The 23,884-nt window shown below is 74.8% G+C and carries 19 protein-coding genes and 1 pseudogene; 12 read left to right on the forward strand and 8 right to left on the reverse strand.

Going from position 1 to position 23,884, the window contains the following annotated elements; all coding sequences use genetic code 11:
- Positions 1–3 precede the first annotated feature (3 nt).
- Positions 4–1,263, forward strand: a complete 1,260-nt coding sequence (locus tag ACFY2K_RS28920) for a CHAT domain-containing protein (RefSeq protein WP_387715307.1) — start codon at positions 4–6, stop codon at positions 1,261–1,263.
- A complete protein-coding gene (locus ACFY2K_RS28925) occupies positions 1,260–2,312 on the forward strand; it encodes a hypothetical protein (protein ID WP_387715310.1) in 1,053 nt (350 codons plus the stop codon). The genes ACFY2K_RS28920 and ACFY2K_RS28925 overlap by 4 nt, the downstream gene beginning before the upstream one ends.
- 30 nt (positions 2,313–2,342) lie before the next feature.
- On the opposite strand, the gene ACFY2K_RS28930 is transcribed toward ACFY2K_RS28925, so the two are convergent.
- Entirely contained in the window at positions 2,343–2,888 is a 546-nt protein-coding gene (locus tag ACFY2K_RS28930) for a hypothetical protein (protein WP_380522203.1), read from the reverse strand.
- 163 nt (positions 2,889–3,051) lie between these two features.
- Positions 3,052–4,293 carry a styrene monooxygenase/indole monooxygenase family protein gene (locus ACFY2K_RS28935; RefSeq protein ID WP_387715314.1) on the reverse strand — a complete coding sequence of 414 codons (1,242 nt, stop codon included), beginning with the start codon at positions 4,291–4,293 and terminating at the stop codon, positions 3,052–3,054.
- 276 nt (positions 4,294–4,569) lie between these two features.
- Here ACFY2K_RS28935 and ACFY2K_RS28940 point away from each other — a divergent pair, with 276 nt between their 5' ends.
- Positions 4,570–5,637 (forward strand): alcohol dehydrogenase catalytic domain-containing protein, encoded by a 1,068-nt coding sequence (locus ACFY2K_RS28940; RefSeq protein ID WP_380640283.1) that lies wholly within the window; start codon positions 4,570–4,572, stop codon positions 5,635–5,637.
- A gap of 196 nt (positions 5,638–5,833) precedes the next feature.
- Complete coding sequence (locus ACFY2K_RS28945) at positions 5,834–7,585, forward strand: penicillin-binding transpeptidase domain-containing protein (protein ID WP_387715318.1); 1,752 nt, start codon at positions 5,834–5,836, stop codon at positions 7,583–7,585.
- Between the two features lie 53 nt (positions 7,586–7,638).
- Here the strand turns inward: ACFY2K_RS28945 and ACFY2K_RS28950 are convergent, their stop codons facing one another.
- Complete coding sequence (locus ACFY2K_RS28950; RefSeq protein WP_387715320.1) at positions 7,639–8,925, reverse strand: MFS transporter; 1,287 nt, start codon at positions 8,923–8,925, stop codon at positions 7,639–7,641.
- Between the two features lie 320 nt (positions 8,926–9,245).
- Between ACFY2K_RS28950 and ACFY2K_RS28955 the strand changes: the two genes are divergently transcribed.
- Positions 9,246–9,776 (forward strand): GNAT family N-acetyltransferase, encoded by a 531-nt coding sequence (locus tag ACFY2K_RS28955; RefSeq protein ID WP_380522213.1) that lies wholly within the window; start codon positions 9,246–9,248, stop codon positions 9,774–9,776.
- A 21-nt stretch (positions 9,777–9,797) separates the two neighbouring features.
- On the opposite strand, the gene ACFY2K_RS28960 is transcribed toward ACFY2K_RS28955, so the two are convergent.
- Entirely contained in the window at positions 9,798–10,034 is a 237-nt protein-coding gene (locus ACFY2K_RS28960) for a hypothetical protein (RefSeq protein WP_387715323.1), read from the reverse strand.
- Between the two features lie 2 nt (positions 10,035–10,036).
- Complete coding sequence (locus tag ACFY2K_RS28965; protein ID WP_380522218.1) at positions 10,037–10,963, reverse strand: DNA gyrase subunit B; 927 nt, start codon at positions 10,961–10,963, stop codon at positions 10,037–10,039.
- 582 nt (positions 10,964–11,545) lie between these two features.
- On the opposite strand from ACFY2K_RS28965, the gene ACFY2K_RS28970 reads away from it, so the two are divergent.
- Positions 11,546–12,976 (forward strand): FAD-dependent monooxygenase, encoded by a 1,431-nt coding sequence (locus ACFY2K_RS28970; RefSeq protein ID WP_387715326.1) that lies wholly within the window; start codon positions 11,546–11,548, stop codon positions 12,974–12,976.
- Between the two features lie 17 nt (positions 12,977–12,993).
- Here ACFY2K_RS28970 and ACFY2K_RS28975 read toward each other — a convergent pair whose 3' ends face one another.
- A complete protein-coding gene (locus ACFY2K_RS28975; RefSeq protein WP_387715329.1) occupies positions 12,994–13,245 on the reverse strand; it encodes a hypothetical protein in 252 nt (83 codons plus the stop codon).
- 170 nt (positions 13,246–13,415) lie between these two features.
- Positions 13,416–14,195 carry a VOC family protein gene (locus tag ACFY2K_RS28980; RefSeq protein WP_380522224.1) on the reverse strand — a complete coding sequence of 260 codons (780 nt, stop codon included), beginning with the start codon at positions 14,193–14,195 and terminating at the stop codon, positions 13,416–13,418.
- A gap of 277 nt (positions 14,196–14,472) precedes the next feature.
- Between ACFY2K_RS28980 and ACFY2K_RS28985 the strand changes: the two genes are divergently transcribed.
- The 3 genes from ACFY2K_RS28985 to ACFY2K_RS28995 are packed head-to-tail and all read left to right on the forward strand — an operon-like array spanning position 14,473 to position 20,364.
- A complete protein-coding gene (locus ACFY2K_RS28985) occupies positions 14,473–14,922 on the forward strand; it encodes a hypothetical protein (RefSeq protein ID WP_380640268.1) in 450 nt (149 codons plus the stop codon).
- 7 nt (positions 14,923–14,929) lie between these two features.
- The gene (locus tag ACFY2K_RS28990) at positions 14,930–19,585 is read left to right on the forward strand and encodes an AAA family ATPase (protein ID WP_387715334.1); all 4,656 of its coding nucleotides are present in this window, start codon (positions 14,930–14,932) and stop codon (positions 19,583–19,585) included.
- A 47-nt stretch (positions 19,586–19,632) separates the two neighbouring features.
- Entirely contained in the window at positions 19,633–20,364 is a 732-nt protein-coding gene (locus ACFY2K_RS28995; RefSeq protein ID WP_387715336.1) for a class II aldolase/adducin family protein, read from the forward strand.
- Positions 20,365–20,466: 102 nt separating this feature from the next.
- Here the strand turns inward: ACFY2K_RS28995 and ACFY2K_RS29000 are convergent.
- Positions 20,467–21,115, reverse strand: a pseudogene (locus ACFY2K_RS29000) (SAM-dependent methyltransferase).
- A 52-nt stretch (positions 21,116–21,167) separates the two neighbouring features.
- Here ACFY2K_RS29000 and ACFY2K_RS29005 point away from each other — a divergent pair.
- From ACFY2K_RS29005 to ACFY2K_RS29015, 3 genes are all read left to right on the forward strand, one after another.
- Positions 21,168–21,770, forward strand: coding sequence for a TetR family transcriptional regulator (locus tag ACFY2K_RS29005; protein ID WP_387715339.1), 603 nt, complete (start codon positions 21,168–21,170; stop codon positions 21,768–21,770).
- A 1-nt stretch (position 21,771) separates the two neighbouring features.
- Positions 21,772–22,761, forward strand: a complete 990-nt coding sequence (locus ACFY2K_RS29010; RefSeq protein WP_387715342.1) for a phosphotransferase family protein — start codon at positions 21,772–21,774, stop codon at positions 22,759–22,761.
- A gap of 126 nt (positions 22,762–22,887) precedes the next feature.
- Entirely contained in the window at positions 22,888–23,880 is a 993-nt protein-coding gene (locus ACFY2K_RS29015) for a GlxA family transcriptional regulator (RefSeq protein ID WP_380588910.1), read from the forward strand.
- Positions 23,881–23,884: the final 4 nt, after the last annotated feature.

Consider the following 23,884-nt stretch of genomic DNA (forward strand, 5'->3'; position numbering starts at 1 on the left):
GACGTGCCCCGGGACCTCCAAGTCGCCGTCCGCCAGAACCCCTCGGCCGACTACACCCGGCTGCCCCGGCAGCTCGGCCCCGCCGACGGCCTCCCGCTCAAGGGCCCGGCCCCGCTGGACCTGATCGTCTCGCTCCGCCGGCACGGCGACGAGCTCCACATCAGCGCCTTCCGCCCCGGCGAGCGCACCCCCGGGAGCCGGATCCACCGGGCCCGGCTGGCCGTCTCCGCGCCGGCGCTCCTCGGCAAGGCCGCCCGGCTGCGCTCCGTCTGGCGCGACCGGCTGATCGGCTACAACCCGGACCCGTACCACCCCTACCCCTTCGCCACCGCCGTCGACTTCACCCCGCTCGCCGAGGCCGCCGAACGCACGGTCGCCGAACTCGCCGAGGAGGGGCGGTACTTCCTGGAGAAGATGTTCGAGGGCGGCGACCGCAGCCTGGTCCAGTTCCGCGACTACCTGAACCGCACCCTCACCGAGCACGGCTCACTGCGGATCAGCTTCGACTCGGACCTCCACCTCCCCTGGCCGATGCTCGCCGTCGAGGGCCACCAGCCGGACGACTGGGCCGACTTCCTCGGCCACCGCCACCAGGTCGAGCAGACCGGCGCCGCCTACCCGCCGATCCAGCCGCCCTCCTCCCCCCGCACCAAGCCCGTCACCAGTCTCAACACCGACGACCAGCTCACCGGGATCGGCCGGGCGCCCGAGGTCCGCAAGCTGTTGGAGGACCGCTCCCAGCTGACCGTGCGCACCGAGTCGGACCGGCTGCTGGAGGCGCTGTCCGCGGCCGTGCTGGACGAGGACGTCATGTACTTCTGGTGCCACGGCCAGTTCGTCGCCAACGACTCCCCGTACGAGCAGCTCGCCGTGCGGCTCTCCGACGACCGGCACATCGACGCCGACCTGGTGCGCCGCCACCGCCGCCGCCACCTCGACCGGCCGGACGCCGTGTTCCGGCCGTTCGTGCTGCTGAACGCCTGCCACACCGGGCAGTCCGCGGCCGCCGAACTCGACCACCTGGGGCGGGCGTTGGTCGACCTCGGCGCGGACGGCGTGCTCGGGCCGCAGCTCCAGATCCCGCAGGAGTTCGCCGCCGAGTACGCCTTCGCCTTCCTCGACCACTACCTGACCGGCGAGTTCACGGCCGGCGAGATCACCCAGCAGCTGGTGCGGTGGTTCGCCCGCGAGTACCGCAACCCGCTGGCGCTCGCCTACTCCCTGCACTGCGGCATCGACAGCATCCTGGAGCTCAACCCGTGACCGCCCCCCTGCACCCGGCCTCGACGGCCACCGTACGGCCCGCGACCGTCGACCTGGACGAGCACGGCCGACTGCTCGTCCCCGGCACCACCACCCCCGTCCCCGAGGCCCGGGTCGCCGACCACCTGGCCCGCCACCTGCGGATCCCCGAGTGGGCGACCGACCTGTACGTCTACGTGCACGGCTGGCAGACCAGCCCGGCCGCCGCCGACCGCTCGGCCGCCTCCCTGGTCGAGCGGGCGGCCGCCCTGCACCGCGCCGCACCCGCCGGCTACCCCGGGCTGGCCGCCGGCTTCCGCCCCTGGTGCGTGGTGGTGCGCTGGCCCTCCTCCAGCCTGCCGACCCTGCACGGCTACCGGCGGATCCGCGAGCGGGCGCACGCGATGAGCGCCCGGGGCCAGGCCGGGCGCATCCTCGGCCACCTGCTCGGCTACCTCGACACCGGCCGGGGCCGACCGGACGCCCCGCGGGTGCTGGCCAACCGCCACGGCCAGTACCTCCACCTCCTCGGGCACTCCTTCGGCGGCCGCTTCCTCTGCGAGGCCGTCCAGTACGCGGCCGACCGCCCGGCCGGGCCCCCGGTGCTCAGCTGGACCGCCCGGCCCGGCGACCCGGGCCGCCCGTTCACCGTCGACAGCGCCCTGGTCTTCCAGATGGCCGCGCCCCGGGACGCCTTCACCCGGCTCTTCCCCCGGCTGTTCCTCGGCCCCGGCCGGGCCGGCGCCCCGCTGCGCGGCCCGCTGGTGCTCACCCACTCCCGCTGGGACCGCGCCACCGGCTTCTGGCACCTGCGCGCCGAGGGACACCCGGGAATCGGCCACTCCGGCACCGGCGCCGCCCCCGTCCCCCAGTTCACCACCCGGCTGCGGCCCACCGACTCCCCGTACCCGCACACCGACCTCGACCACCCGATCGTCAACATCGACGCCGGCCACCGCTACCGCGGCAGCCTCGCCGCCCGTCGCCTCCACCCGTCCGGCGCCCACTCCGACTTCCAGCACCCGGAGTCCGCACACCTGCTGCTCAGCCTGGCCTCGCACTCCCGCTAGGGCGGACCCAGCCGCGGTCCGGCGCCGCGGTCAGCGCTGGCGGACGGCGGTGAACCCGCAGACCGGTGTGCAGAGCGTGACGATGCCGCTGTAGCGGTAGTTGGTGCGCCCCCGCGAGACGGTGTGCATCGTCAGCTTCTCGCGCAGGGTCAGCTGGTGGCAGCGCGGGCAGGCGGCGTCGACCTGCTTGCCCCAGGGGCGGTTGGGGTTGAGCTTGCTGATCGCCACCCCCATCAGGACCACGGACAGGCCGGTGCCGATGAAGCCGACCGCCTGCCACACGCCCTTCCCGGACTCCCGGCGGTCGATCATCTCGTCGTAGCTGAACGTGCCCCCACCGCCGCGGTTGGAGATGATCTGGCAGGTGTTCTGCCTGGTCATGGTCTGGCCGTCGCAGTCCGGGGCGCTGGTCGGATCGGCCTTGCCGACGACCAGCGCCAGGAAGAGACCGAGGCCGGCCAGCAGGACCAGCAGCACCAGCGCCGTGGTCCGGCTGCGCCCGGTCTGCAGGCGCGTGCGCTCCTTCACCGCCGTCTCCACCACCGCGTGCGCCATGTTGCCGCCGTCGACCGCCACCACGTGTCTCCTGTTGTTCGCGTTCCGTGCTCCGTCGTTCCCCGGCGGACCGGGGCCGACACGAACCCACCATCATCAGGTCGTTGCCGTGCGGTACTTGGCGAGAGCTTGACCCTGTCGTGACCGCTTCGACGCCGGGGCGGGGCCGGGGCGAGGCCGGGGCTCAGCTCCGGACCGCCGGGGACGCCAGGTAGGCGGCGGCCTTCCCCGGGTCGAGCAGCCACTCCTCGACGTCCTCCGGGTGGTCGAAGCAGTTGGCGAACCGGTCGGCCACGGCCTGGAACCGGCCGGCCGCGCCGAACAGTTCGACGGCGTGCGGGGGCGCGGGGCGCAGCATCGCGTTCGACCAGTCGGTGACGGCCCGGCCGGTCTCCGCCCAGAAGCGGTCGAAGGCGGCCTGCTGGAAGTCCCGGTCGAGGGGCTTGTCGCCGTGCGCGAGGATCGCCTCCAGGTACCGGGCGGCGCACTTGGCGGCGGCGTTGGCGCCCTGCCCGGTGATCGGGTCGTTGGTGACGACCACGTCGGCGACGCCCAGCACCGCGCCGCCGCCCGGCAGTTCGCCGACCGGTCGGCGGACCACCGGGGCGAAGCGGCCCGCCAGGGTGGCGCCGGCGTCGGTGAGTTCGACGCCGGAGCGGGCGCGGTCGTGCTCCCAAGGAGTGAAGGCCTTCATCAACTCCAGCGTCACCCGCAGGTGTTCACCAGGCGCGCGGAGCCCGTCGAAGGCGTCCGCCGGACCGCCCGGCTGGGCCTCCCAGAGCAGGATGTCGCAGGGCCCGGCCGCCGTCAGGGCCGGCACGACGAAGAACTCGCCGACGCCGGGCACCAGGTTGCAGCGCACCGCCGGGAACTCCTGGTCGGGGCGCGGCGCCAGCCCGTACACATAGCTCGCGGCGAGCGCGCGCTGCGGACGCCGGAACGGGGAGCGCTCCTCGTCGCGCTCGAACAGCGAGGCCAGTCCGCCCTTTCCGGTGGCGACCAGCACCAGGTCGTAGGAGCCGGCGAGGTGTTCGACGTCGGCGGCGCTCACCTGCCGCACCTCCATCCGGCCGCCGCGCTCGGCGTAGAGCTCCAACCAGGTGGACATCTTCAACCGCTGGTCGACGGAGTGGGCGGGGGCCGCGAGCCGTCCGGTCCAGTCGATCACCCTGGTCGCGTCCGGGCCGCCGACCGACAGGCCGATGCCCTCGATCCGGGGCGCCGCACCGGCCCACAGGTCCAGGCCGAGGGCGCGCTCGTGGCGCAGCGCGGAGTCGAACATGCACTGGCTGGACAGCACCCGCCCGTCCCGCACCTCCTGGGCGTCACGGTCGGCCAGCAGCGTGACGTCGTAGCCGTGGGACTGCAGTCCGAGGGCCAGTTGGAGGCCGGCCTGCCCGGCGCCGACGATCAGAATCCTGCGCATCGCCCTGCTCTCCTGGTGGTCCGTCCGGCCCGGGCCGCCCGTCGGCCCGGCTGGCAGGGTTTGGATACCAGTCCGGAGCGTCCGCGTCCACGGCGCGGACGGGACGGGCGCGCGCCGGGCGGGGGCTCGGGAGCGAACGGAGGAGCGGGCGCGAACGGAAGAGCGGGCGCGGGCGGCGACGGCCGGCGCGGGAGCGGACGGCGGGAGCAGGCGGCAAGCTGGTGGGGACAGCGCGTGCGGGCCCGCCCCGCGCCGACCTCCCGCCGAAGGATCGCCATGGCTGCCACCCCTGCCTCCACCCCGGCCCCCGCTCCCGCCCCGGCCGACGGCGTCGTGCGGGCCGTCCGGATCGCCGCCCCGGGCGGGGCTCCCGAGCTGGTCGAGGTCCCACTACGCACCCCCGGCGCCGGTTCCGTCCGGATCACCGTCGAGGCGTGCGGCGTCTGCCACTCGGACCTGCTGATCGCGGCCGGCCAGCTGCCCGGCACCACCTTCCCGGTCACCCCCGGTCACGAAATCGCAGGCCGGATCGACGCCCTCGGCGAGGGCGTCGAGGGCTGGCAGGTGGGCGACCGGGTCGCGGTCGGCTGGTTCGGCGGCAGCTGCGGGCACTGCGAGGCCTGCCGCGACGGCGACGCCATCCTCTGCCCCCACCTCCAGGTCCCCGGCGCGGCCTACCCCGGCGGCTACGCCGACTCCGTCATCGTGCCCGCCGACGCGCTCGCGGCGGTGCCCGACGGACTGACCGCCGTCGAGGCCGCGCCGCTGGCCTGCGCCGGCGTGACCGTGTTCAACGCCCTCCGCCGCTCCGCCGCCCGCCCGGGCGACACCGTGGCGGTGCTCGGCCTCGGCGGCCTCGGCCACCTGGGCGTCCAGTTCGCCCACGCCATGGGCCTGCGCACGGTCGCCGTCGCGCGCGGCGCGGAGAAGGGGCCGCTGGCGTACCGGCTCGGCGCGGACCACTACGTGGACAGCACCGCCGGGAACGTCGCCGAGGCCCTCCAGGCGCTCGGCGGGGTCAAGGTCGTGCTGGCCACCGTCACCGACGCCGACGCCATGTCCGCCACCGTCGACGGCCTGGGCCGCCGCGGCGAGCTCGTCATCGTCGGGGTGTCCCCCGCCCCGCTCGCGATCAGCCCGCTGCAACTGATCGCCGCGGACCGCAAGGTCTACGCCCACTCCTCCGGCGCGGCCCTCGACACCCGGGACACCCTGCGCTTCGCCGAGCGCACCGGCGTCCGGGCCTGGGTCGAGGAGCTCCCGCTGGAGGAGACCGCCGCCGCCGTGGCGAGGATGAGCAGCGGGCGGGCCCGGTTCCGGATGGTCGTCACCACGGGCCGCTGACCCGACGGCCGCCCCTCGGGTAGGTCAAGCGTTGGCAAAGACCCCGCCGTCGAACGCCCGATCGACGACGCTTAGGCTGGTCCGCGCCCGAACGACCCGCCGGGCGGCCGCCCGGGTACCCGGCCGGCCGTGTCGGTGCGTCGCGCGGGCCCACGAACACCGGAAGTCACAGGACGTACCAGGGGGACGCAACAGCATGCACCGGGACCACGAAGAGCACGAACCGTACGAGTCGTACGAGCCGTACGGAGAAGACGGGTACGACGACCACCTCGTCCACGCAGACGGCCACCCGCAGGACCCGCAGCGCCGGCGCTCCCGCCGGATCTGGCTGGTGGCGGTCGGCGGGGTGTTCACGGCACTGGTCGTCGTCGCGGGCTACGGCGCCTACAACGTGCTGAGCGCCGTGTCCGGCGGCTCCACCGACACCGGCGGCGGGGCCGCCTCCACGGCCGCCAAGGAGCCGCAGGCGCCGCCCACCGCCGAACAGGCCGACGCCGTGGCCAAGGACTTCCTGGCGGCCTGGGGCCGCGGCGACCTCACCGTCGCGGCCGGGCTCACCGACCGCCCGGAGGCCGCCCGGATGGCGCTCTCCTCGTTCCACGACAACGTGTCCGCCCGCGCCCTCACCCTGACCGGGACGGGCCCCGCGCCCGCCGGCACGCCGAGCGAGCCCGCCGTCGGCTACCGGGTGCGGGCCGAGTTCGACGGCACCGCGCAGGCCTGGGAGTACGAGAGCGCCCTCGGCGCGGTGCGTGCCTCCGACGGGCGGGTGCTGGTGCGCTGGGCGCCGACCGTGGTCCACCCCAAGCTGGCCGCGGGCCGGACCCTCGCCGTGAAGGCCCTGCCGAACCCGGTGTCCAAGCCCACCGACCGCAAGGGGCGGCCGCTGGACGCGTTCCCGTCGCTGCAGTCCGTGCTGCCCCAGATCGCCCCGCCCGACGGCGCGAAGGCCGTCACCGGGCAGGCCGTGGTGCTCTCCGGCGGCGGGCAGGAGGCGGAGGAGCTGTTCGTGCTGACCCCGCCGAGCGCCCCGCAGGTCAAGCTCACCCTGGACGCCGACCTCCAGCAGGTCGCCGAGGAGGCGGTGAAGCAGCAGTCCGCGAACGGCAAGCCCGCCTCGCTGGTGGCCGTCCAGCCGAGCACCGGCAACATCCTGGCGATGGCCTACGCCCCGCAGGGCGGCTTCAACCGCGCGGTCGGCGGCGGGCAGGCGCCCGGTTCGACGATGAAGGTGATCACCGCGGCCGCGCTGCTGGAGGCCGGGGTCACCCCGGACACCGCGGCGCCCTGCAAGGAGACCACCAACTCGCCCCGGACCTGGCACAACGACGAGCCCGGCAACCACCTCGACTACAGCCTCAGCGACGACTTCATCCACTCCTGCAACACCGGCTTCATCGACAAGGGCCTGGAGAAGCTCCAGCTCGGCACGCTGGGCTCGGTCGCCCGCGACCAGTTCGGCCTCGGCCTCCAGTGGCGGATCGGCGTCCCGAGCCGCGACGCCACCATCCCGGTGCCGGGCAACAAGGACGAGGCGGCGGCCGCGTACATCGGCCAGGGGCAGATCCAGGTGAACTCGCTGCTGATGGCCTCCGTCGCGGCCACCGTGCAGAGCGGAACGTTCCGTCAGCCGGTGCTCCGCGAGGACGTCAAGCGGGTGACCGCCCCCGGGAAGCTGCCCTCCGACGTCGCCCAGGGGCTGCGCTCGATGATGGCCAGGACGGCGACCCAGGGCACCGCCCGCACCCCGATGTCCGGCCTCGGCGGCCAGATCGGGGCCAAGACCGGCACCGTCGAGGCCGGCTCGGGCCAGGCCACCAACAGCTGGTTCATCGCCTACCGCAACGACCTCGCCGTCGCGGCCGAGGTCGAGGGCGGCGGCCACGGCAACAGCGCCGCCGGCGTCGCGGCCGCCCAGGTGCTCAAGGCGGGCGGCAAGGGCTGACGGGGCCGGCGCTCGGAGCCGCCGCGACGGCGCGGCCGGACCGGCTCCCCACGCTAACGGTCGGCCTCCACCGGCGCGGACCCGGTCTGCGGACGGGCCGCCTCGGGCGCCTCGGGCGCCCAGGGGCGGCTCCGCTCGGCCCAGGCGGCCACCGGTGGTCCGGCCGCGCCCAGGGCGGCGAAGAACACGCCGAGGAGCAGCCAGCCCGGCTGTCCGAGCGCCAGGACCGCGCCGGTCAGGGCCGCCGGGGCGAGCGCCTGGCCCGCGTTGAAGCCGATCCCGAACAGGCCCTGGTACTGCCCCTGGGCATGGTCGGGCGCCAGGCCGAAGGCCAGCGCGTAGCCGCCCGAGGACTCCCACACCTCGCCGACGCTGTGGATGCCCACCGCGAGCACGGCGAGCACCGGGGCGACCCACACCGGGACGTCGGCGGTCAGCGCCATCAGCGGACAGCTGACCAGGAACAGCAGCCCGGCGAGCCGGAAGGCCCGACCTCCCTGCCGCGGGGTCTCCACCCTGGACCCGAGCCGGCTCTGGAGCAGCGCGCAGACACCGCTGTTGACGGCGTAGACCGCCGCCACCGTCCAGCGCGGCGCGTCGGTGTGGGCGCTCAGCCAGATCGGCAGCAGCAGGGAGACGGTCTGGTACTGGAAGCCCATGGCGCTGTAGAGCGCGACGAAGGACACGTACGGCCGGTCCGCCAGGACGGACCACCGGCGGTGCTCCGCGGGCCGCGGCAGCGGCGGGTAGTCCGGGACGCCCAGGAGGCCGATCAGCCCGGCGCCCGCGAAGCTGGCGGCGTTGGCGAGGATCAGCGCGGTGTAGGCGGCACGGGTGTCGATCTGGATGGCGACGGCCGCGCCCAGGGTCCCCGCGACCACGCCGAGGTTGACGTAGGTGCGCAGCCTGGCCCGGAAAGCGGCCGGGCGCTCACCGCCCGCCCGCGCGACGAGCGCACCGCCCGCCGCGCTACTCGCCGTGGCGGCCAGCCGGTCCAGTGTGGCGACGAGCGTGAACGCCGCCCAGCCGTCGATCAGGACGAAGGCCGCCATGGTCACGGCCTGCAGTGCCACGCTCACCAGCCAGACGGTGCGGGCACCGTGACGGTCGGCCAGGTTGCCCGCCGGTATGCCCGCGGCCAGCCCGCACAGGCCCGCGATCGTCAGCCCCGCACCGACCTGGACGGCGGGCAGGTGCACCACGAGCGTGAAGTAGAGCATGGCCGCGGTGTTGAACAGGCCGTTGCCCACCCTGCTGACGAAACTGGCCGCGATCAGGGCCCGTTGCGGCCCCGAGGTCGCACGGTCATCGGTCCGTTTCTCTGATCTCCTCATGATCATGCCGATCAGGCTAACAGCGGCGTTCCGCGGTGCCGATCGGCCCCGAACGGACTCCGAACGGGCGCCGCCGGAAAAGCACTTGCCCGAACGAGGCGCCGGTGCCAGCATCTGAGCCATGATCACGAGAATCGAGCCGGCCACCCACTGGTGAGCGCCGTACCCGGGCACCCGTCGCCCGACCATTGCCTCGGCCGAGGAATCCGGGTGCACCGAGGCCCAACGCACCTCCCTCCTCACCGCCCGCCTCGCCCTCCCCGACGTCGACGGAGGTCGCGGCGCGGGCCGTGACGGCGGCCCGACCGGTCGGGCATCATGGCGCGATGCCCGAACTGATCACTCCGACCGTACGGCTGCAGGCCTCGTTCCTGGCCGTGGTGGCCGAGTTCCACGCCGAACCCGGCCAGGCCGTCCCCTGGTTCGTCAAGGATGTCGACCCGGCCGCGCTGACCGACCCCGGTCCGGACGCCTTCGCCGCGTACGTCGCACGCGTGCTCGCCGAGCGGACCGAGGCGGGGATGCGCAGGGACGCGGGGGTGCCGATGACCACCCTGTGGTGGGCCGAGGGTGACCAGCTGCTGGGGCGCCTGGCCATCCGCCACCGCCTCACCCCGAACCTGGAGCGCATCGGCGGCCACATCGGCTACGACGTCCGCCCCGGCGCCCGCCGACGGGGCCACGCGACCGCGATGCTCGCCGCGGCACTGCCGGTGGCCGCCGAACTCGGCATCACCGGCGCGCTGCTGACCTGCGACAAGACCAACACGGCCTCCCGCCGCGTGATCGAGGCCAACGGCGGACGCCTGACCGCCACGGAGGGGAACAAGCTCCGCTACCTCCTACCGACCACCTGACCCCCGCGCCCCGCTCGCCCGTCAGTCCCCGCGGACCGGCCGGACGATCCGCTCGACGACGGCCGCGGCCTCCGCCGGGTGCTCCGCCAGCCACCGCCCGAGCCGCTCCTCCACGGCCCGTGCCACGCAGGCCCGCACGGCCGTGTTGCCCAGCCGGTCACGGAGGGATCCCTCGAACTCCGGCCGCTCCAAGGTCACCGACACGACCGCCATCAGGCCCTCGACAACCCGGTCGGCGCCGAGGTCGGCGCAAGGCATGGTCAGCAGCCGCCGCTCGCGCGCGCGTAGGCGGTGACCGCCGCCACCACCCCGTCCAGGAAGCCCAGCTGATGGGTGCCGCCGCCAGGCGTGGGGCGGCAGTTGGCGAAGCTCCGGACCCGCTGCTCCGGTGCGCGGTGCCACCGCCAGGCCACCTCCATCCTCCCGGCCATCCCCGGCTCCTCCTGCGTGAAGCCGACGACCTCCGGACGAATCGGCTCGTCACCCCGCCCGTCGAGGGAGTCCAGGAAGGTGACGAAGTCCCGTGCCCCGCCCGGGAACCGGAACCGCTCCGCGCGGGGCTCGCCGGGGTACCGCTCGTCGGTCAGCGAGATGTCCAGGCCCCGGTTGAGGAAGGCGAGTTCGCGGAAGCGTTCCGCCAGAGCCTCGTAGGAGAACTCCGTCGCCCCGAAGATCTCGGCATCGGGCCGGAAGGTGACGGTGGTGCCGCTCCCGACCACCGGCCCGGCCTGGGCCAGCGGAGCGAGCGCGATCCCGCACGCGTACTCCTGGACCCAGCGGACCCCGTCGCGCCGCACCTCGGCCGTGAGTCGGCTCGCCAGGGCGTTGGTGACGGCAGGCCCCAGATCAGGGTTGCCCAGCACCACATCGTAGTGGCCACCGACTCCCAGCCGGGTCAGCACGCTCTCCAGACCGGGCCCGTCCGCGCCCCCGGCGTCGTCGACGCGGACACCCGGCCCGTCGTCGGCGATCCGCACCGCACCCCCGGGCAGGAGGGTGACGTCCACGCGGCTCGCCCGGCCGTCGAGGACGTCGTTCACCGCCCGGTCGGAGACTGCGAACACCAGCTGCCGCAGGCCCCGTTCACCCGTCGATCCGACGAACATCCCCGGCCGCTTCCGGACGGCCTCCGGCCATTCGTACACCTGGATCCGCGCGCCCACGTAGGCATTGGTCTCCGTGCTCACGATGTCCCCTCCGAAAGTGTCCGTCAGAACTCCCCCAGCCTACGAGATTTCCAGCAGAACACCAGGTCAGAGCGGGTGGACCAGAGCCGCATCCAGCCGCCTGAGCACCCGTCGGCAGGCGTTGGACCCAGGTATCGCGAACCGCCACCGGAGTGCCGTCGCACCGCCGACGACGGCGCACACGGCACCGTTCCGGGCGGACCCGGGGTCCCCGATTCCGAGAATTTCCGCCTGCGGGCCGGGGCTCCGTGCTGTGGCTCCGCGCCACTGTCCCGCTCAGTCGATCGCGACCGCCTCGGCGCCGTTCTGCGCCGCGCCCTCGGCGACTGAGCCCGCCCCGGGCGCGCTCCCCGGCCACCCGGCGGCGTCTGTTCGGCCCCCGTAAACAGCGAAGGCGGGGAGGTCAGAGCCTCCCCGCCACTATCAAGGTACCGCGCCAGGGGGGCCTTGCGGCAAGGCCCCCCTCGGGGCGCACAATCGTCGACCGAGGCCGGAACCTGGCGATTCGCGCGGTTCGCACCGTACGTTGGCCGGTGTCCCGAACTGTCGGCCTCGTTCGACACTCACTGGGGGAATGTTCCGATGATCGACGTGATCGTGGTCGGCGGCGGGCCGACCGGCCTGATGCTGGCGATCGAACTGCGGCTGCAGGGCGTCCGGGTGGTCGTCCTGGAGCGGCTGGCCGAGCCGACCCCGGAGTCCCGGGGCCGGGGCCTGCACGTGCGCAGCGTGGAGATGATGGACCAGCGTGGGCTGCTGGACCGGTTCCTCGTGGAGGGCCGGAAGTTCCGGATCGGCGGCTTCTTCGGCCACATCCACAAGCCGTGGCCGGAGACCATGGACACCGCCCACGACTACGGCCTGTCCGTCGAGCAGCCGGTCACCGAGCGGCTGCTCGGCGCGTACGCCGCCGAGCTCGGCGCGGAGGTCCGGCGCGGCCAGGAGGTGGCCGGGCTCGACCAGGACGAGGACGGGGTCACGGTCGAGCTGGCGGACGGCACCCGGCTGCGCTCGCGCTACCTGGTCGGCTGCGACGGCGGCCGCAGCACGGTGCGCCGCCGGCTGGGCGTCGCCTTCCCCGGCGAGCCGTCCCGGGTCGACACCCTGCTCGCCGAGCTGTCGCTGGCCGAGGACCCCGCGACCATCGAGGAGGTGGTCGCCCGGGTCCGCCGGACCGAGCTGCGGTTCGGCGCCGTCCCCCGGGGCGAGGGGCTGTACCGGGTGATCGTGCCCGCCCCGGGCGTCGCCGAGGACCGCACCGACGGCCCGACCCTGGGGGAGTTCCGGCAGCAGCTGCGCGCCGTCGCGGGCACCGATTTCGGGGCGCACTCGCCCCGCTGGGTCTCCCGCTTCGGCGACGCGACCCGGCAGGCGGAGCACTACCGGGTCGGCCGGGCCTTCCTGGCCGGCGACGCGGCGCACATCCACCCGCCCACCGGCGGGCAGGGCCTCAACCTCGGCATCCAGGACGCCTACAACCTCGGCTGGAAGCTCGCCGCGGCCGTCCACGGCCGGGCCCCCGAAGGGCTCCTGGACAGCTACCACGCCGAGCGCCACCCGGTGGGCGCCCGGGTGCTGGCCAACACCCGCGCCCAGATGACACTGCTGGGCTCCGAGCCCGGTGCGGTCGCGCTGCGGGAACTGCTCTCCACGCTGATGGACTTCGAGGAGGTGAACCGCTCCATGACCGAGATGGTCTTCGGTGTCGGTGTCCGCTACGACTTCGGTGCGGGTCCCGAGCTGCTCGGGCGGCGGCTGCGGGACGTCCGGTTGAAGAGCGGCCGCCTGTACGAGCGGATGCACGGCGGACGGGCCCTGCTCCTCGACGCCACCGGGGGCGCCCTCGACGCGACCGGCTGGGCCGACCGCGTCGACCACGTCACCGATCCCGCCGAGGACTTCGACGCCCCCGCAGTCCTGCTCCGCCCGGACGGCTACGTGGCCTGGCTCGGCGCGGACCAGCCGACGCTGGACGCGGCGCTGACCCGCTGGTTCGGCCCCGCCACCGCCTGAGCGGCCCCGGAGGACGCTCACTCGCCCGGCGGCTCCGGCGGCTCCGGCGACTCCAGCGGCTCCGACGGCCCCGGGTCGATCCTGAGCAGCGAGTGCTGCACCGTGCCGTCCGGCTGGTACACGGTGCGGTACAGGTACGGGTGGTCCGAGCCGGGGAGCAGCACGACGCCCTCCTCCACCAGCGGCCGCTGGTCGGCGATGGCCCGGAGGCGGTGGTCGGCGTCGGCCGGGAACTCCGGCTCCGGCGGGCGGCGGTGGCGTCCGGCCACGGCGGCGCTCCGTTCTCTCCTGGTGATTCCGGTCGTCCCCCGGTCCTTCCCGTCCTTCTTGCCCCTTCCCCTGCTCCCGGACCGTGACGCGCCCCGCCCGCCCGTTCAGGCCGGGCGGGCGGGGCGGACGGATGGACGGGGCCGACGGGCGGCGCACCGGGCCGGGGTGACTACATCGGGGCGAGCTTGATCATCGCGAATGGTGCGCCCTGCGGGTCGGCGACCACCGTCATCCGGCCGGCCACCATGTCGAAGGGCGGGGCGAGGACGGTGCCGCCGCGCTTGACCACGACGTCGGCACAGGAGTCCACGTCGTCCACCGCGAAGTAGCTCAGCCAGTGCGCCGGGGTGCCGGGCGGGTCGTTGGCGAGCAGCGAGACCCCGCCGACGGGGCGGCCGCCGACCCGCAGTTCCCAGTAGGAGTCCGCGCCCTCCGCCGGCTCGATCTCGATGCCGAAGGCCTCGCCGTAGAAGGCGGTGGCGCCGGGGACGTCACTGGTGTGAAGCTCGTTCCAGGTCAGCGCGCCGGGCTCGTTGACCACCTGGGCGCCGGAGAACTCGCCCGGCTGCCAGACGCCGAACACCGCGCCCTGCGGGTCGGCGGCGATCAGCATCCGGCCCAGCGGGCCGACGTCCATCACCGGGGCCAGCAGGGTGCCGCCCGCCCCGACGATGGCGTCCTGGGTGGCCTGGGCGTCGGTGGTGGCCAGGTAGCTGGTCCACACGGTGGGCGGCTCGGGCATGCCCTCGGGGGACATCGCCGGGCCGATGCCGGCCGCCGCCTTTCCGTTGAGCTCGCAGACGGCGTAGCCGCCGAACTCGGCCGGGCCGGGCTGCCCCTGCCAGCCGAAGAGGTCGCGGTAGAAGTCCAGCGCGGCCTGCTGGTCCTTCGCCATCAGGTCGACCCAGCACGGGGTGCCGGTCACGTACGGGGTAGTGACTTCGGGCATGCTCGCTCTTTCCTCTTCCTCGTGAGGTCCCCCGCCAGTCACCCTCGCGTCCCGTCCGGGGATCCGCCACCCGACACGCCGCCGCCACGCCGCCGCCACAGCGCCGCCGCGGACCCCGCCGGACCCCCTCCCCTCCACCGCCCGACCTTCACCCGTTCGGCGCAACAGGGGCTCACGAACGAGCCGGATGGGCCCCCGACCACGGGGTTTGACCGGGGCCACTCATTGTTGTGACGCTGGGCCAACACAGCGTGCACCGTTGGCTCCTGGGGAGACCGTGGACGAATCGCTCCGAATCCTTGTCACCGACGCCGATCGAGGCGCCACCACCTCCCTGCTCGCCTGGCTGCGGGCGGAGGACGAGTTGCGCGGCCGGGTCGAGCTGGAGGCCGCGCCGCCGCAGCCCGGCTCCTTGGGCACCCTCGCCGACGTGCTCACCGTCGCCGTCGGTGCCGGCGGGGCGGTGTCCGGCCTGACCAGCGCGCTGATCGCGTGGATCCGGCGCCGGGCCGGCGAGACGGTGGTCCAGGTGACCCGCGCGGACGGCAGCTCGGTCGAACTGCGGGCGACGGCGGTGCACGGCCTCGACGCGGACGGCGTCGCCGCCCTCGTCCGCGAGGTGGGCGCGTCGCTGGCCGAGCGCCCCGGACCGGCCGCCCTGCCCGCCGAAGGCGGCGCGCAGCCCGACGGCGCGCACCCGGGCAACGCGCGGCCCGGCAACGAGTAACCCGGAGATGCCCGACAAGGCGGTGAGCGGCGGCGGACTGCCCCTGGGCCTCCCCGGTGCCCGGGCCCTGGTCATCGGGACCGGCACCCACGTCCCCGGTTCCGTCCTGCCCGACGTCCCGGCCGCGGCCGCCACCGTGCACGCCGTCGCGCGGGCGCTGGTCGAGCACTGCGGCCTCGCCCCCGAGCACGTCCGGACCGTGCTCGACCCGGAGGACCCCGTCGTGCTCGGCGAGGCGCTCACCGCCGCCGCGGAGTCGGCGGACTCCGTGCTGCTCGTGTACTACGTCGGCCACGGCCTGGTCGACGACGACAACGAGCTGTACCTGGCGACCCGCGTCACCGAGCACCTCACCCGCGGCCTCGCCTACAAGGGGCTGCGCTACGCCACCCTGCGCCGCACGCTGGCCTGCTCCCGGGCCCGCTCGGTCGTGCTGGTCCTGGACTGCTGCTTCTCCGGCCGAGCCGCGCCCGTCGGCCGGGCGGGCCGTGCCTTCGAGGCCGCCCACCCCGGCGGCGGCTTCGTCCTGGCCTCCGCCGCTCCGGAGGAGCTCGCCCTCGCCCCGCTCGGCGCGGCGTACACCGCGTTCAGCGGCGAGCTGCTGCGCCTGCTGTGCGAGGGCGACCCGGTCGGCCCGCCGCAGCTGACCCTGGACGACGTCCACCGGGCCCTGTCCCGCACGCTCCGCGACCGGGGCTTCCCGGCGCCGCGCCGCCAGGCCGAGGGGCGGGCCGGCGAGCTGGTCCTGGCGCCCAACCCGGCCTACGACCCGCCGGTCGGTCCCCACCCGCCCGAGCCCCACCCCGGCGCCTGCCCGTACCGGGGCCTGGCCGCGTACGGCGCGGAGGACGCCCCGTACTTCTTCGGCCGCGAGGAGCTGACCGAGCGGCTGGTCTCCCGCGTCGCCACGCGGCTCGCCGGGGGCGGACCGCTGATGGTGGTCGGCCCGTCCGGCGCCGGGAAGTCCTCGCTGCTGCGCGCCGGGCTGCTGCCCGCGCTCGACCACGGGCTGCCCGGGGCGCTCCAGGCCTGGCGCTGGGCGCGCGTGGTGCTGACCCCGGGCGAGCGGCCGGTGACACGGCTCGCCCACGCCCTGGCCGAACTGGCCGAACTGGCCGAACTGGCCGATCCGGGTGAACCGGGTGAACCGGACGGGCCCCGCCACCGCGATCCCGAGGCGATCCGCGCCGAGCTGATGGCCGCGCCGGAGTCGGTCCTCGCCCGGCTGCCCGCCGACGGGACCCGGCCCGTCCTGGTGGTGGACCAGTTCGAGGAGCTGTTCACCGCCTGCACCGACGAGCACGAGCGGGAAGTCTTCGTCGCGGCCCTGTCCGCCGCCTGCGCCCGGGGCCCGGAGCCGGACGCCTTCCCCCGGGCGGTGGTGCTACTGGGGCTGCGCGCCGACTTCTACGGCCACTGCGCGGCGTACCCGGCACTGGCGGAGGCGCTGCAGGACGGCCAGGTGCTGGTCGGCCCGATGCGGACCGGCGAACTGCGCGACGCCGTCGAGAAGCCCGCGCTGCTCGCCGGACTGAGCCTGGAACCCGGCCTGGTCGACCTGCTGCTGCGCGACCTGCGCACCGGCGGCGACCGCCCGCGCGGGCCCGGGGCCGCGCTGCCCCTGCTGTCGTACGCGCTGCTGGCCACCTGGCAGAAGCGCGCGGGCCGGGTGCTCACCATGGCGGGCTACCAGGCCTCGGGCGGCATCTGGGGCGCGGTCGCCCAGACCGCGCAGGCCACCTACGACGCCCTGGACACCGACGGTCGCCGGGCCGCCCGGCAGCTCCTGCTGCGCATGGTGCACGTGGTCGACGGCGCCGAGGACACCCGCCGCCGGGTCCCGCTCGCCGAGCTCGGCCTCGACGCGGACCCGGCCGCACAGGCCGCCCTCCGCGCGCTCGTCGGGGCCCGGCTGGTCGTCGCCGACGACGGCCACGCCGAACTCGCCCACGAGGCGGTGCTGCGCGCCTGGCAGCAGCTGCGGGACTGGATCGAGCACGACCGGGCCGGCCTGCAGCTGCGCCAGCGGCTGCACGACGCGGCGGACGCCTGGGAGCGGGACGGGCGCGACGAAGGAGCCCTGTACCGGGGCGTCCGGTTGGGCGCCGCCGTGCAGTGGGTCGAGGAGTCGGCCCAGCGGCACGGGACCACCCCCGTGGCGCGGGAGTTCGTCGCCGCCGGGCAGGCCCGGCAGGCCGCCGAACGCCGCGCCGAACGACGCCGCGCCACCCGGCTGCGCGCCCTGTCCGGCGTGCTGGCCGTGCTGTTGACGGTGGCGGTCGCCGGGGTCGGCACGGCGGCCTGGCAGAACCGGATCGCCCATGAGCAGCGGGACCTCCTCGCCTCCAAGGTGGGGGCCCAGGCGGCCGGCCGGATCCGGACCACCGATCCGACCTTGGCACTCCAACTCGCCCTGTCCGCACGGCACATCGCGGACACCCCGGAGGCGCGCGGCAGCCTGTTCGACTCGGCGCTGGCACCGTACTCCACGCCGGTCGCCGAACCCACCGGCACCGTACGGAACCTCGCCCACAGTGCCGAACGGCACCTGCTGGCCAGTACGGGCAGCGACCGGAGCGTCCGGCTCTGGGACCTCTCGGACCCCCGCGAGACGAAGTCCCTCTCGACCACGCCGACCAACACCAACCACCCGGGCCTCGCGCTGAGCCCGGACGGCCGGCTGCTCGCGGCCGAGGACACGGACACGTCGGTGCGCCTGTGGAACGTGACCGACCCCACCCGTCCGGAGGCCCTCGCCCTCCTGCCCGACAGCTCCGGCGCGCTCGCCCTCAGCCCGGACGGGCACCGGCTGGCCGTGCTCGGCCAGACCGGTTCCTCGCTCTGGGACCTCACCGACCCGCGGCACCCCGTCCGGTCCGCTGCCCTGCCCACCGCCACCGGTACGCCGCAGTCCGGCGCGTTCAGCTCGGACGGCCGGCTGCTCGCGCTCCTGCACGGCGAGTCCGAGGACTCGACCACCGTCCAGCTGTGGAACGTCGCCGACCCGTCAAAACCCGCGCTCACCGGCAGCATCGCCGACAGCCACGGACTCGGCCTGGCGTTCAGCCCCCGGGCACCGTTGTTGGCCCTCGGCAGGAACGGCCGGGGCGTGGGCCTGTGGGACACCACCGACCCGGCCAAGCCCGCCCCCGTCAACCAGGCCTCCTACGACACCTCGGCCCCGGTGGCGATCGACTCCCAGCAGACCGTGGCGGCCCTGGTCTTCGCCCCGGACGGCCGGACCCTGGCGTTCGGCTCCTCCCGTTCGGACGAGTACTTCACCGGCCACGCCGAGACGGTGGACCTCCGCGACCCGCACTCCCCGGTCGGCGTCGTCGACTACCCCACCTCGGAGACCGTGTACGCGGTCGCGCTCGACGACCGCGGCTCGTCCCTGCTCAGCGCCGGCACGACCCTCCGGCGCTGGCACCCGGCACCGGCCACCGTGCTGTCCGACACCGGCGCCTACGGGAACTTCACCCAGGACGGCCGAACCCTCGCCTGGGCCTTCGACCCACCGCCCGGGCGCAGTACCGACGGCGCCCGGCAGTACCGCCTGTGGCGGACCGACGGCCCCTACGACACCCGGCAGGCCGGGACGCTGACGGGTCTGAACGGGGGGACGGTCCGCGCCGTCGACGACCACACCCTGCTCACCTACAGCGACGTCGCGGCCCCCCTCCTGTGGGACGTCTCCGACCCGGACCACCCCCGCCGGGGCGGCACGCTCAACGCGCTCTCCGAACCCCTGGACCACACCGGTGTGCTCTCCGACTTCATGACGGACCTGGACGCCCGGAACGGACTGGTCGTGGCCAACGGCCGCGACGGCCGGATCCACGTGTGGGACGCCTCCGACGCGAGCGCCCCGAAGGAGCTCTCCACCTTCCCCTCCCCCCAGCCGCCCGGCCAGCTCCACCTCGTCAACCGCAAGCTGGTCTCCCTGGACCGGATGAACAGCCACCGGATCAGCGTCTGGGACCTCGGCGACCCCGCGCATCCGACGGCCGCCCCGCCGATCGACCTCGACACCAACGTGGCCCAGGCGGACGAGGCCCAGAACCGGCTCGCGATCGCCCTGGCCAAGATCCCCGGCTCCAACCCCAAGACCATCCAGCTCTGGGACCTCGCCGACCCCCGGCACCCCGAGCACGGCGCCCTCCCGGAAGCGCCCGTCACCGACTTCGCGTTCAGCCACGACGGGCGCACCCTCGCGGTGTCGAACGACAGCACCGTCGACCTGTGGGACGTCAGCGACGTCCACCACCCGCAGCGGGCCGGCTCCCTCGTCGCCCAGAAGCAGTTCAACCTCGAGTTCAGCCCGGACAACCGGCTGCTCATCAGCAGGGCCCTGGCCGAACGGGACACCCTCCTCAACGGCGGGCAGATCCACCTCTGGGAGGTCGCCGACCCGCACGCCCCGACCGAGATCGCCGTGCAGGCCCCCAAGCACTACGTCCCCGCCCTCGGGTTCAGCCCCGACGGCAGGAGCCTCCTGATCAGCCAAGCCGCCGGGGACAACGACCCGAGCCGGGTCACCATCCTCGACCCCGACATCGACCGCCTCACCCGCCACCTCTGCGACGTCGCGGGCGCCACCATCACCGAGGCCCAGTGGAAGCAGTACTTCCCCGGCACCCCCTACGACCGGCCCTGCGGCTGACACCCACCCCGACGTTCTCCGCCCCACCACACTCCCCGGGAGCCGCCATGGACACCGTCACCCCCCGAACCGGCGAGGAGGCGGCCGCCCTGGCCGCGCTCGGCAGCCGGGTGCTCGCCGAGGCGGGGCACGGGGACATGGTCTGGGGGCACCTGGCGGTCCGCGATCCGGACGGGCGCGGGGTGTGGATGAAGGCCTCGGGCTGGGGCCTGGAGGAGATCGACCGGGACCGGGTGCTGCTGGTCTCCTGGGACGGCGAGCGACTCGCGGGCGGCGAGCGGCTCGACGGCGGCGGTCGGGTGCACCTGGAGTACCCGATCCACACCGAGGTGCTGAAGGCCCGCCCGGACGTGCACGTCTCGCTGCACACCCACTCGGGCACCGTCAACGCCTTCTCCTCGCTGGGCGAGCCCTTGCGGCCACTGAGCCACGACGGGGTGCCCTTCGCCGAGCACGGCCTGCCGCGTTTCGGCGCGACCGCCGACCTGGTCCGCACCGCGGAGCTGGGCCGGGCCCTGGCCGCCGACCTCGGTGAAGCCCGGGCCTGTCTGATGCCGCAGCACGGCCTGCTCACCGTCGGCCGGGACGTCGCCCACGCGGTGATGTACGCCGTACTGCTGGAACGGGCCTGCGGCCTCCAGCTCACCGCTCGCGCGGCGGGCGGCCCGCGTCACTGGACCGGCCACCGGGAGAGTCTGGAGAAGGACGCGTCCGTCTGGCCGTCCAGCCAGATCGAGGCCGGCTGGCGCTACTGGGTCCGGCGGACCGATCACCCCTGACCTCAGGCGACGTGAACCTCGGTCGGCTCCGACTCCGGGCGCGCTCATGCTGACTTGGAGTCAACTCACCGACCCCGTCGACCATTCCACGCCCCGGGCGGATCAGGGCGCTTCGGCACGGAGGGCGGCGCTGGTCGCCAGGGTGGTGTAGGGCATGGTGAAGCGGCCGCCCAGGGCGTCGACGGCCGCGCCGACCGCGTCCAGGACCTCGGCCAGCGGGGCGGGTCGGAGCCCGGTGAGGCCGCCGGTGGTGGGGAGCAGGTCCAACCACTGGTCGCGTGTGTAGGACCGCTCCCAGGCGAAGCTCCACTGCTCCGGTTCGGCGAACCGCCCGGTCGCGCGGATGTCGTCGGCGGTCCTCGCGTACCCCGCGCGGTACAGCTCCAGCGGACGCCGGGCCGGCCGGTCGCCGAACGGGGAGTCGGGTACCACCCGCCGGAAGGCCGCGGCGAACGGCTCGGCCACCTCGGCCGGCGGCCTGCAACTGACGGGCCGCGATGCCGGTGCCGCAGCCGACGTCGAGCACATCGACCACGTCGGGCACATCGGGCACGTCGGGCGCATCGGGCCCGGGGCTCCCCGCGACGATGCGCGCCACCAGTTCGTCGGGGTACGGAGGGCGGGCCCGGTCGTAGCGCTGCGCCTCCGCTCCGAAGGACTCGGCCACCTGCCGAGCCCGGTGGGGTTGCACCGACGCCGCCAACTGCGCCTGTTCCGGGCGCCCTTGCTGTCCGTGCGGTAAAGTGGGCATGCGCCCACATGCCAAGCGACCGCCAGACTTCTGGCACCGGAGGGGTCCGCACGTGCCGACCGGGGTACACCTGCGCGACGCGCGCCAGCGGCTGTTCGACGCCGCCGAACGCATCCTGCTGCGGGACGGCCCGAACGGGCTCACCAGCCGGGCCGTCACCGACGAGGCGGCCTGCGCCAAGGGTGTGCTGCACCGGCACTTCGCCGACTTCGACGCCTTCCTCACCGAACTGGTGATCGACCGGGCCGCGCAGCTCGAAGCCCACGCCCGGGCCCTGCGCGACTCCGTCGGCACCGGCACCGTGGCCGACAACCTCACCACCGCGCTGACCACCCTGTTCGGCCCGGTCCCGGTGGCGATCATCCCGCTCATCACCTTCCGGGACGAGCTGCGCGCACGCCTGCGGCAGGCCATGCCGGGCGGCGGCATCGCGATCCTCTCCCAGGTCGCCGCGGCGGTCTCCGCCTACCTGACGGAGGAACGCGCGGCGGGCCGCATCGCGGCCGACGCCGACATCGACTCGCTCACCCTCTCCCTCGTCGGCGGCGGCCACCTCCTCTTCGCGGACCGGGACCCCGGCCCACCCACCACGGAGACCGTCCACCAGCTGGTGACCACCGCCCTCGCCGACGTCCTCCACCGACGGCCCCGCTGACATGGCGATCGAAACGGAAGCGGTACGGGCGCAGTTGGCGAGCGCGGGGCAGGCCGCCCTGGGCGGTGGGCGACGGCTCGCCGCCGTGCGGCGGCTGGCGGGCGGCAGCAAGAAGGGCGTCTACCGCCTGCTAATGGACGACGCCACCACGGCCGTCGCCTACCGCTGGGACCGCAGCGAGAACTACTGGCCGGCGGCCGAGGGCGACGACGACCTCGCCGACCCGTTCTCCCCCGGGCTCGGCCTCGACCTTTTCGAGGCCGCGCACGCCCGCCTGACCGGGCTCGGCGTCCGCGTCCCCGCGATCCGACTGGTCGACCGTGAGGGCGCGCACGGTCCGGCCGACCTGGCCGTGGTCGAGGACGTCCGGGGCGAGAGCCTGGAAGCCCTGCTCGCTCGCGACCGGCGGGCCGCGGCGCCGGTGCTGGCCCGGCTCGGCGAGGCGCTGGAGGCGATGCGCGGCCACCGCGCGCCCGGCTACGGCAAGGTGGCGGTGGTCGACGAGGGCGGCCGCTCGCACGGGAGGTCCTGCGAGGAGGTCGTCCTCACCCGCGCCCGGCGGGACCTCGCCGAGGCGGCCGCGCGCGATCCCCGCGCGGCGCAGGCCCGTGACCAGCTGGCGGCGCGGCTGTCGGCGCTGGCCGAGGCCGTCCGGCCACGCGCTGAACATGCTGTGGTGCACGGTGAGTTGGGGCCCGACCATGTCCTGGTCGACCCGGCCGGACAGCCCGTGGTGATCGACATCGAGGGCACGATGTACTTCGACGTCGAGTGGGAGCACGTCTTCCTGCGGATCCGGCTGCACGAGGACTACCGGCCACTGGAACCGGCCGGGCTGGACGAACACAGGCTCGCCCTCTACCTGCTGGCGCAGCGGCTCTCGCTGACCGCGGGCCCGCTCCGGCTGCTCGACGGGGACTTCCCCGACCGGGCGGCGATGGCGGCCATCGCCGAGTACAACCTGAACCGCGCGCTGGACCTGGCCCGCTGAGGGACGGTCCGGTGTGCGGCAGGGCCGCCACGCGGAGGGCTCGCCCGCACGTCGCACCCCCCGCGTGGCGGAAATCGTCACCTTCGTGTCCTTGCTGCCATCGGGCCGTACGGCCAGGCTGGAGGGGTGAGCAGTCCACGCATCGTCTTCGCGGTCTTCCCCGAGTTCCAGATCCTCGACCTGACCGGCCCCCACGAGGTCTTCACCCACGCCGGGCGCCTGACCGGCGGCGTCGTCATCGAGACGGTGGCCGCGACGCCCGGCCCGTTGCCCTCCAGCGGCGGACTCGCCGTCTCCCCGACCCTGACGATCGACGAGTTCGACCGACGCGCCGAGCACCGCGCGCACGGCGGTGCCCACGCCCCTGTGGACACCCTCGTGGCGGTCGGCGGGGCGGGCGTGCAGCAGGCCTGCGAGGACCGCCGCTTCGTCGACTGGTTCGCCCGCACCGCCCGCCACGCGCGCCGGACCGCCTCGGTCTGCACCGGGGCGTTCCTGCTCGGCGCCGCCGGGCTGCTGGACGGGCGGCGCGCGGTCACCCACTGGTCGCGCTGCACCGATCTGGCCGACCAGTACCCGCTGGCCACCGTGGACCCGGATCCGATCTTCGTGCGCGACGGCGAGCTGTGGACCTCGGCCGGGATCACCGCGAGCATGGACCTCGCGCTCGCCATGACGGAGGCCGACCACGGCCCGGAGGTGTCCCGCGCGATCGCCCGTCAGCTGGTGATGTTCGTCCAACGCCCGGGCGGGCAGGCGCAGTTCAGTGCCCAGCTGGCGGCCCAGCGGCCGGAGCGGGCCCCGCTGCGGGAGGTCCTCGACTGGATCTCCGACCACCCCGACGGCGACCTGGGCGTCCCCGCCCTGGCCGCCCGGGCCGCGATGAGCGAGCGGAACTTCACCCGGGTCTTCCGCGCGGAGACCGGCCGCACGCCCGCCGCGTACGTGGAGAGCGTCCGGATCGAGGCTGCCAGACGACTGCTGGAGAGCACCGCCGCGACCCTCGACGCCGTCGCCCACTCCTGCGGCTTCGGCACCGTCGAGACCCTGCACCGCAGCTTCCGGCGCACCCTGCGCGTCACCCCCGGCGAGTACCGCCGGCACTTCTCCCACTGGTGACGGC

It is taken from the genome of Kitasatospora sp. NPDC001309, from assembly GCF_042896295.1.
Lineage (GTDB): Bacteria > Actinomycetota > Actinomycetes > Streptomycetales > Streptomycetaceae > Kitasatospora.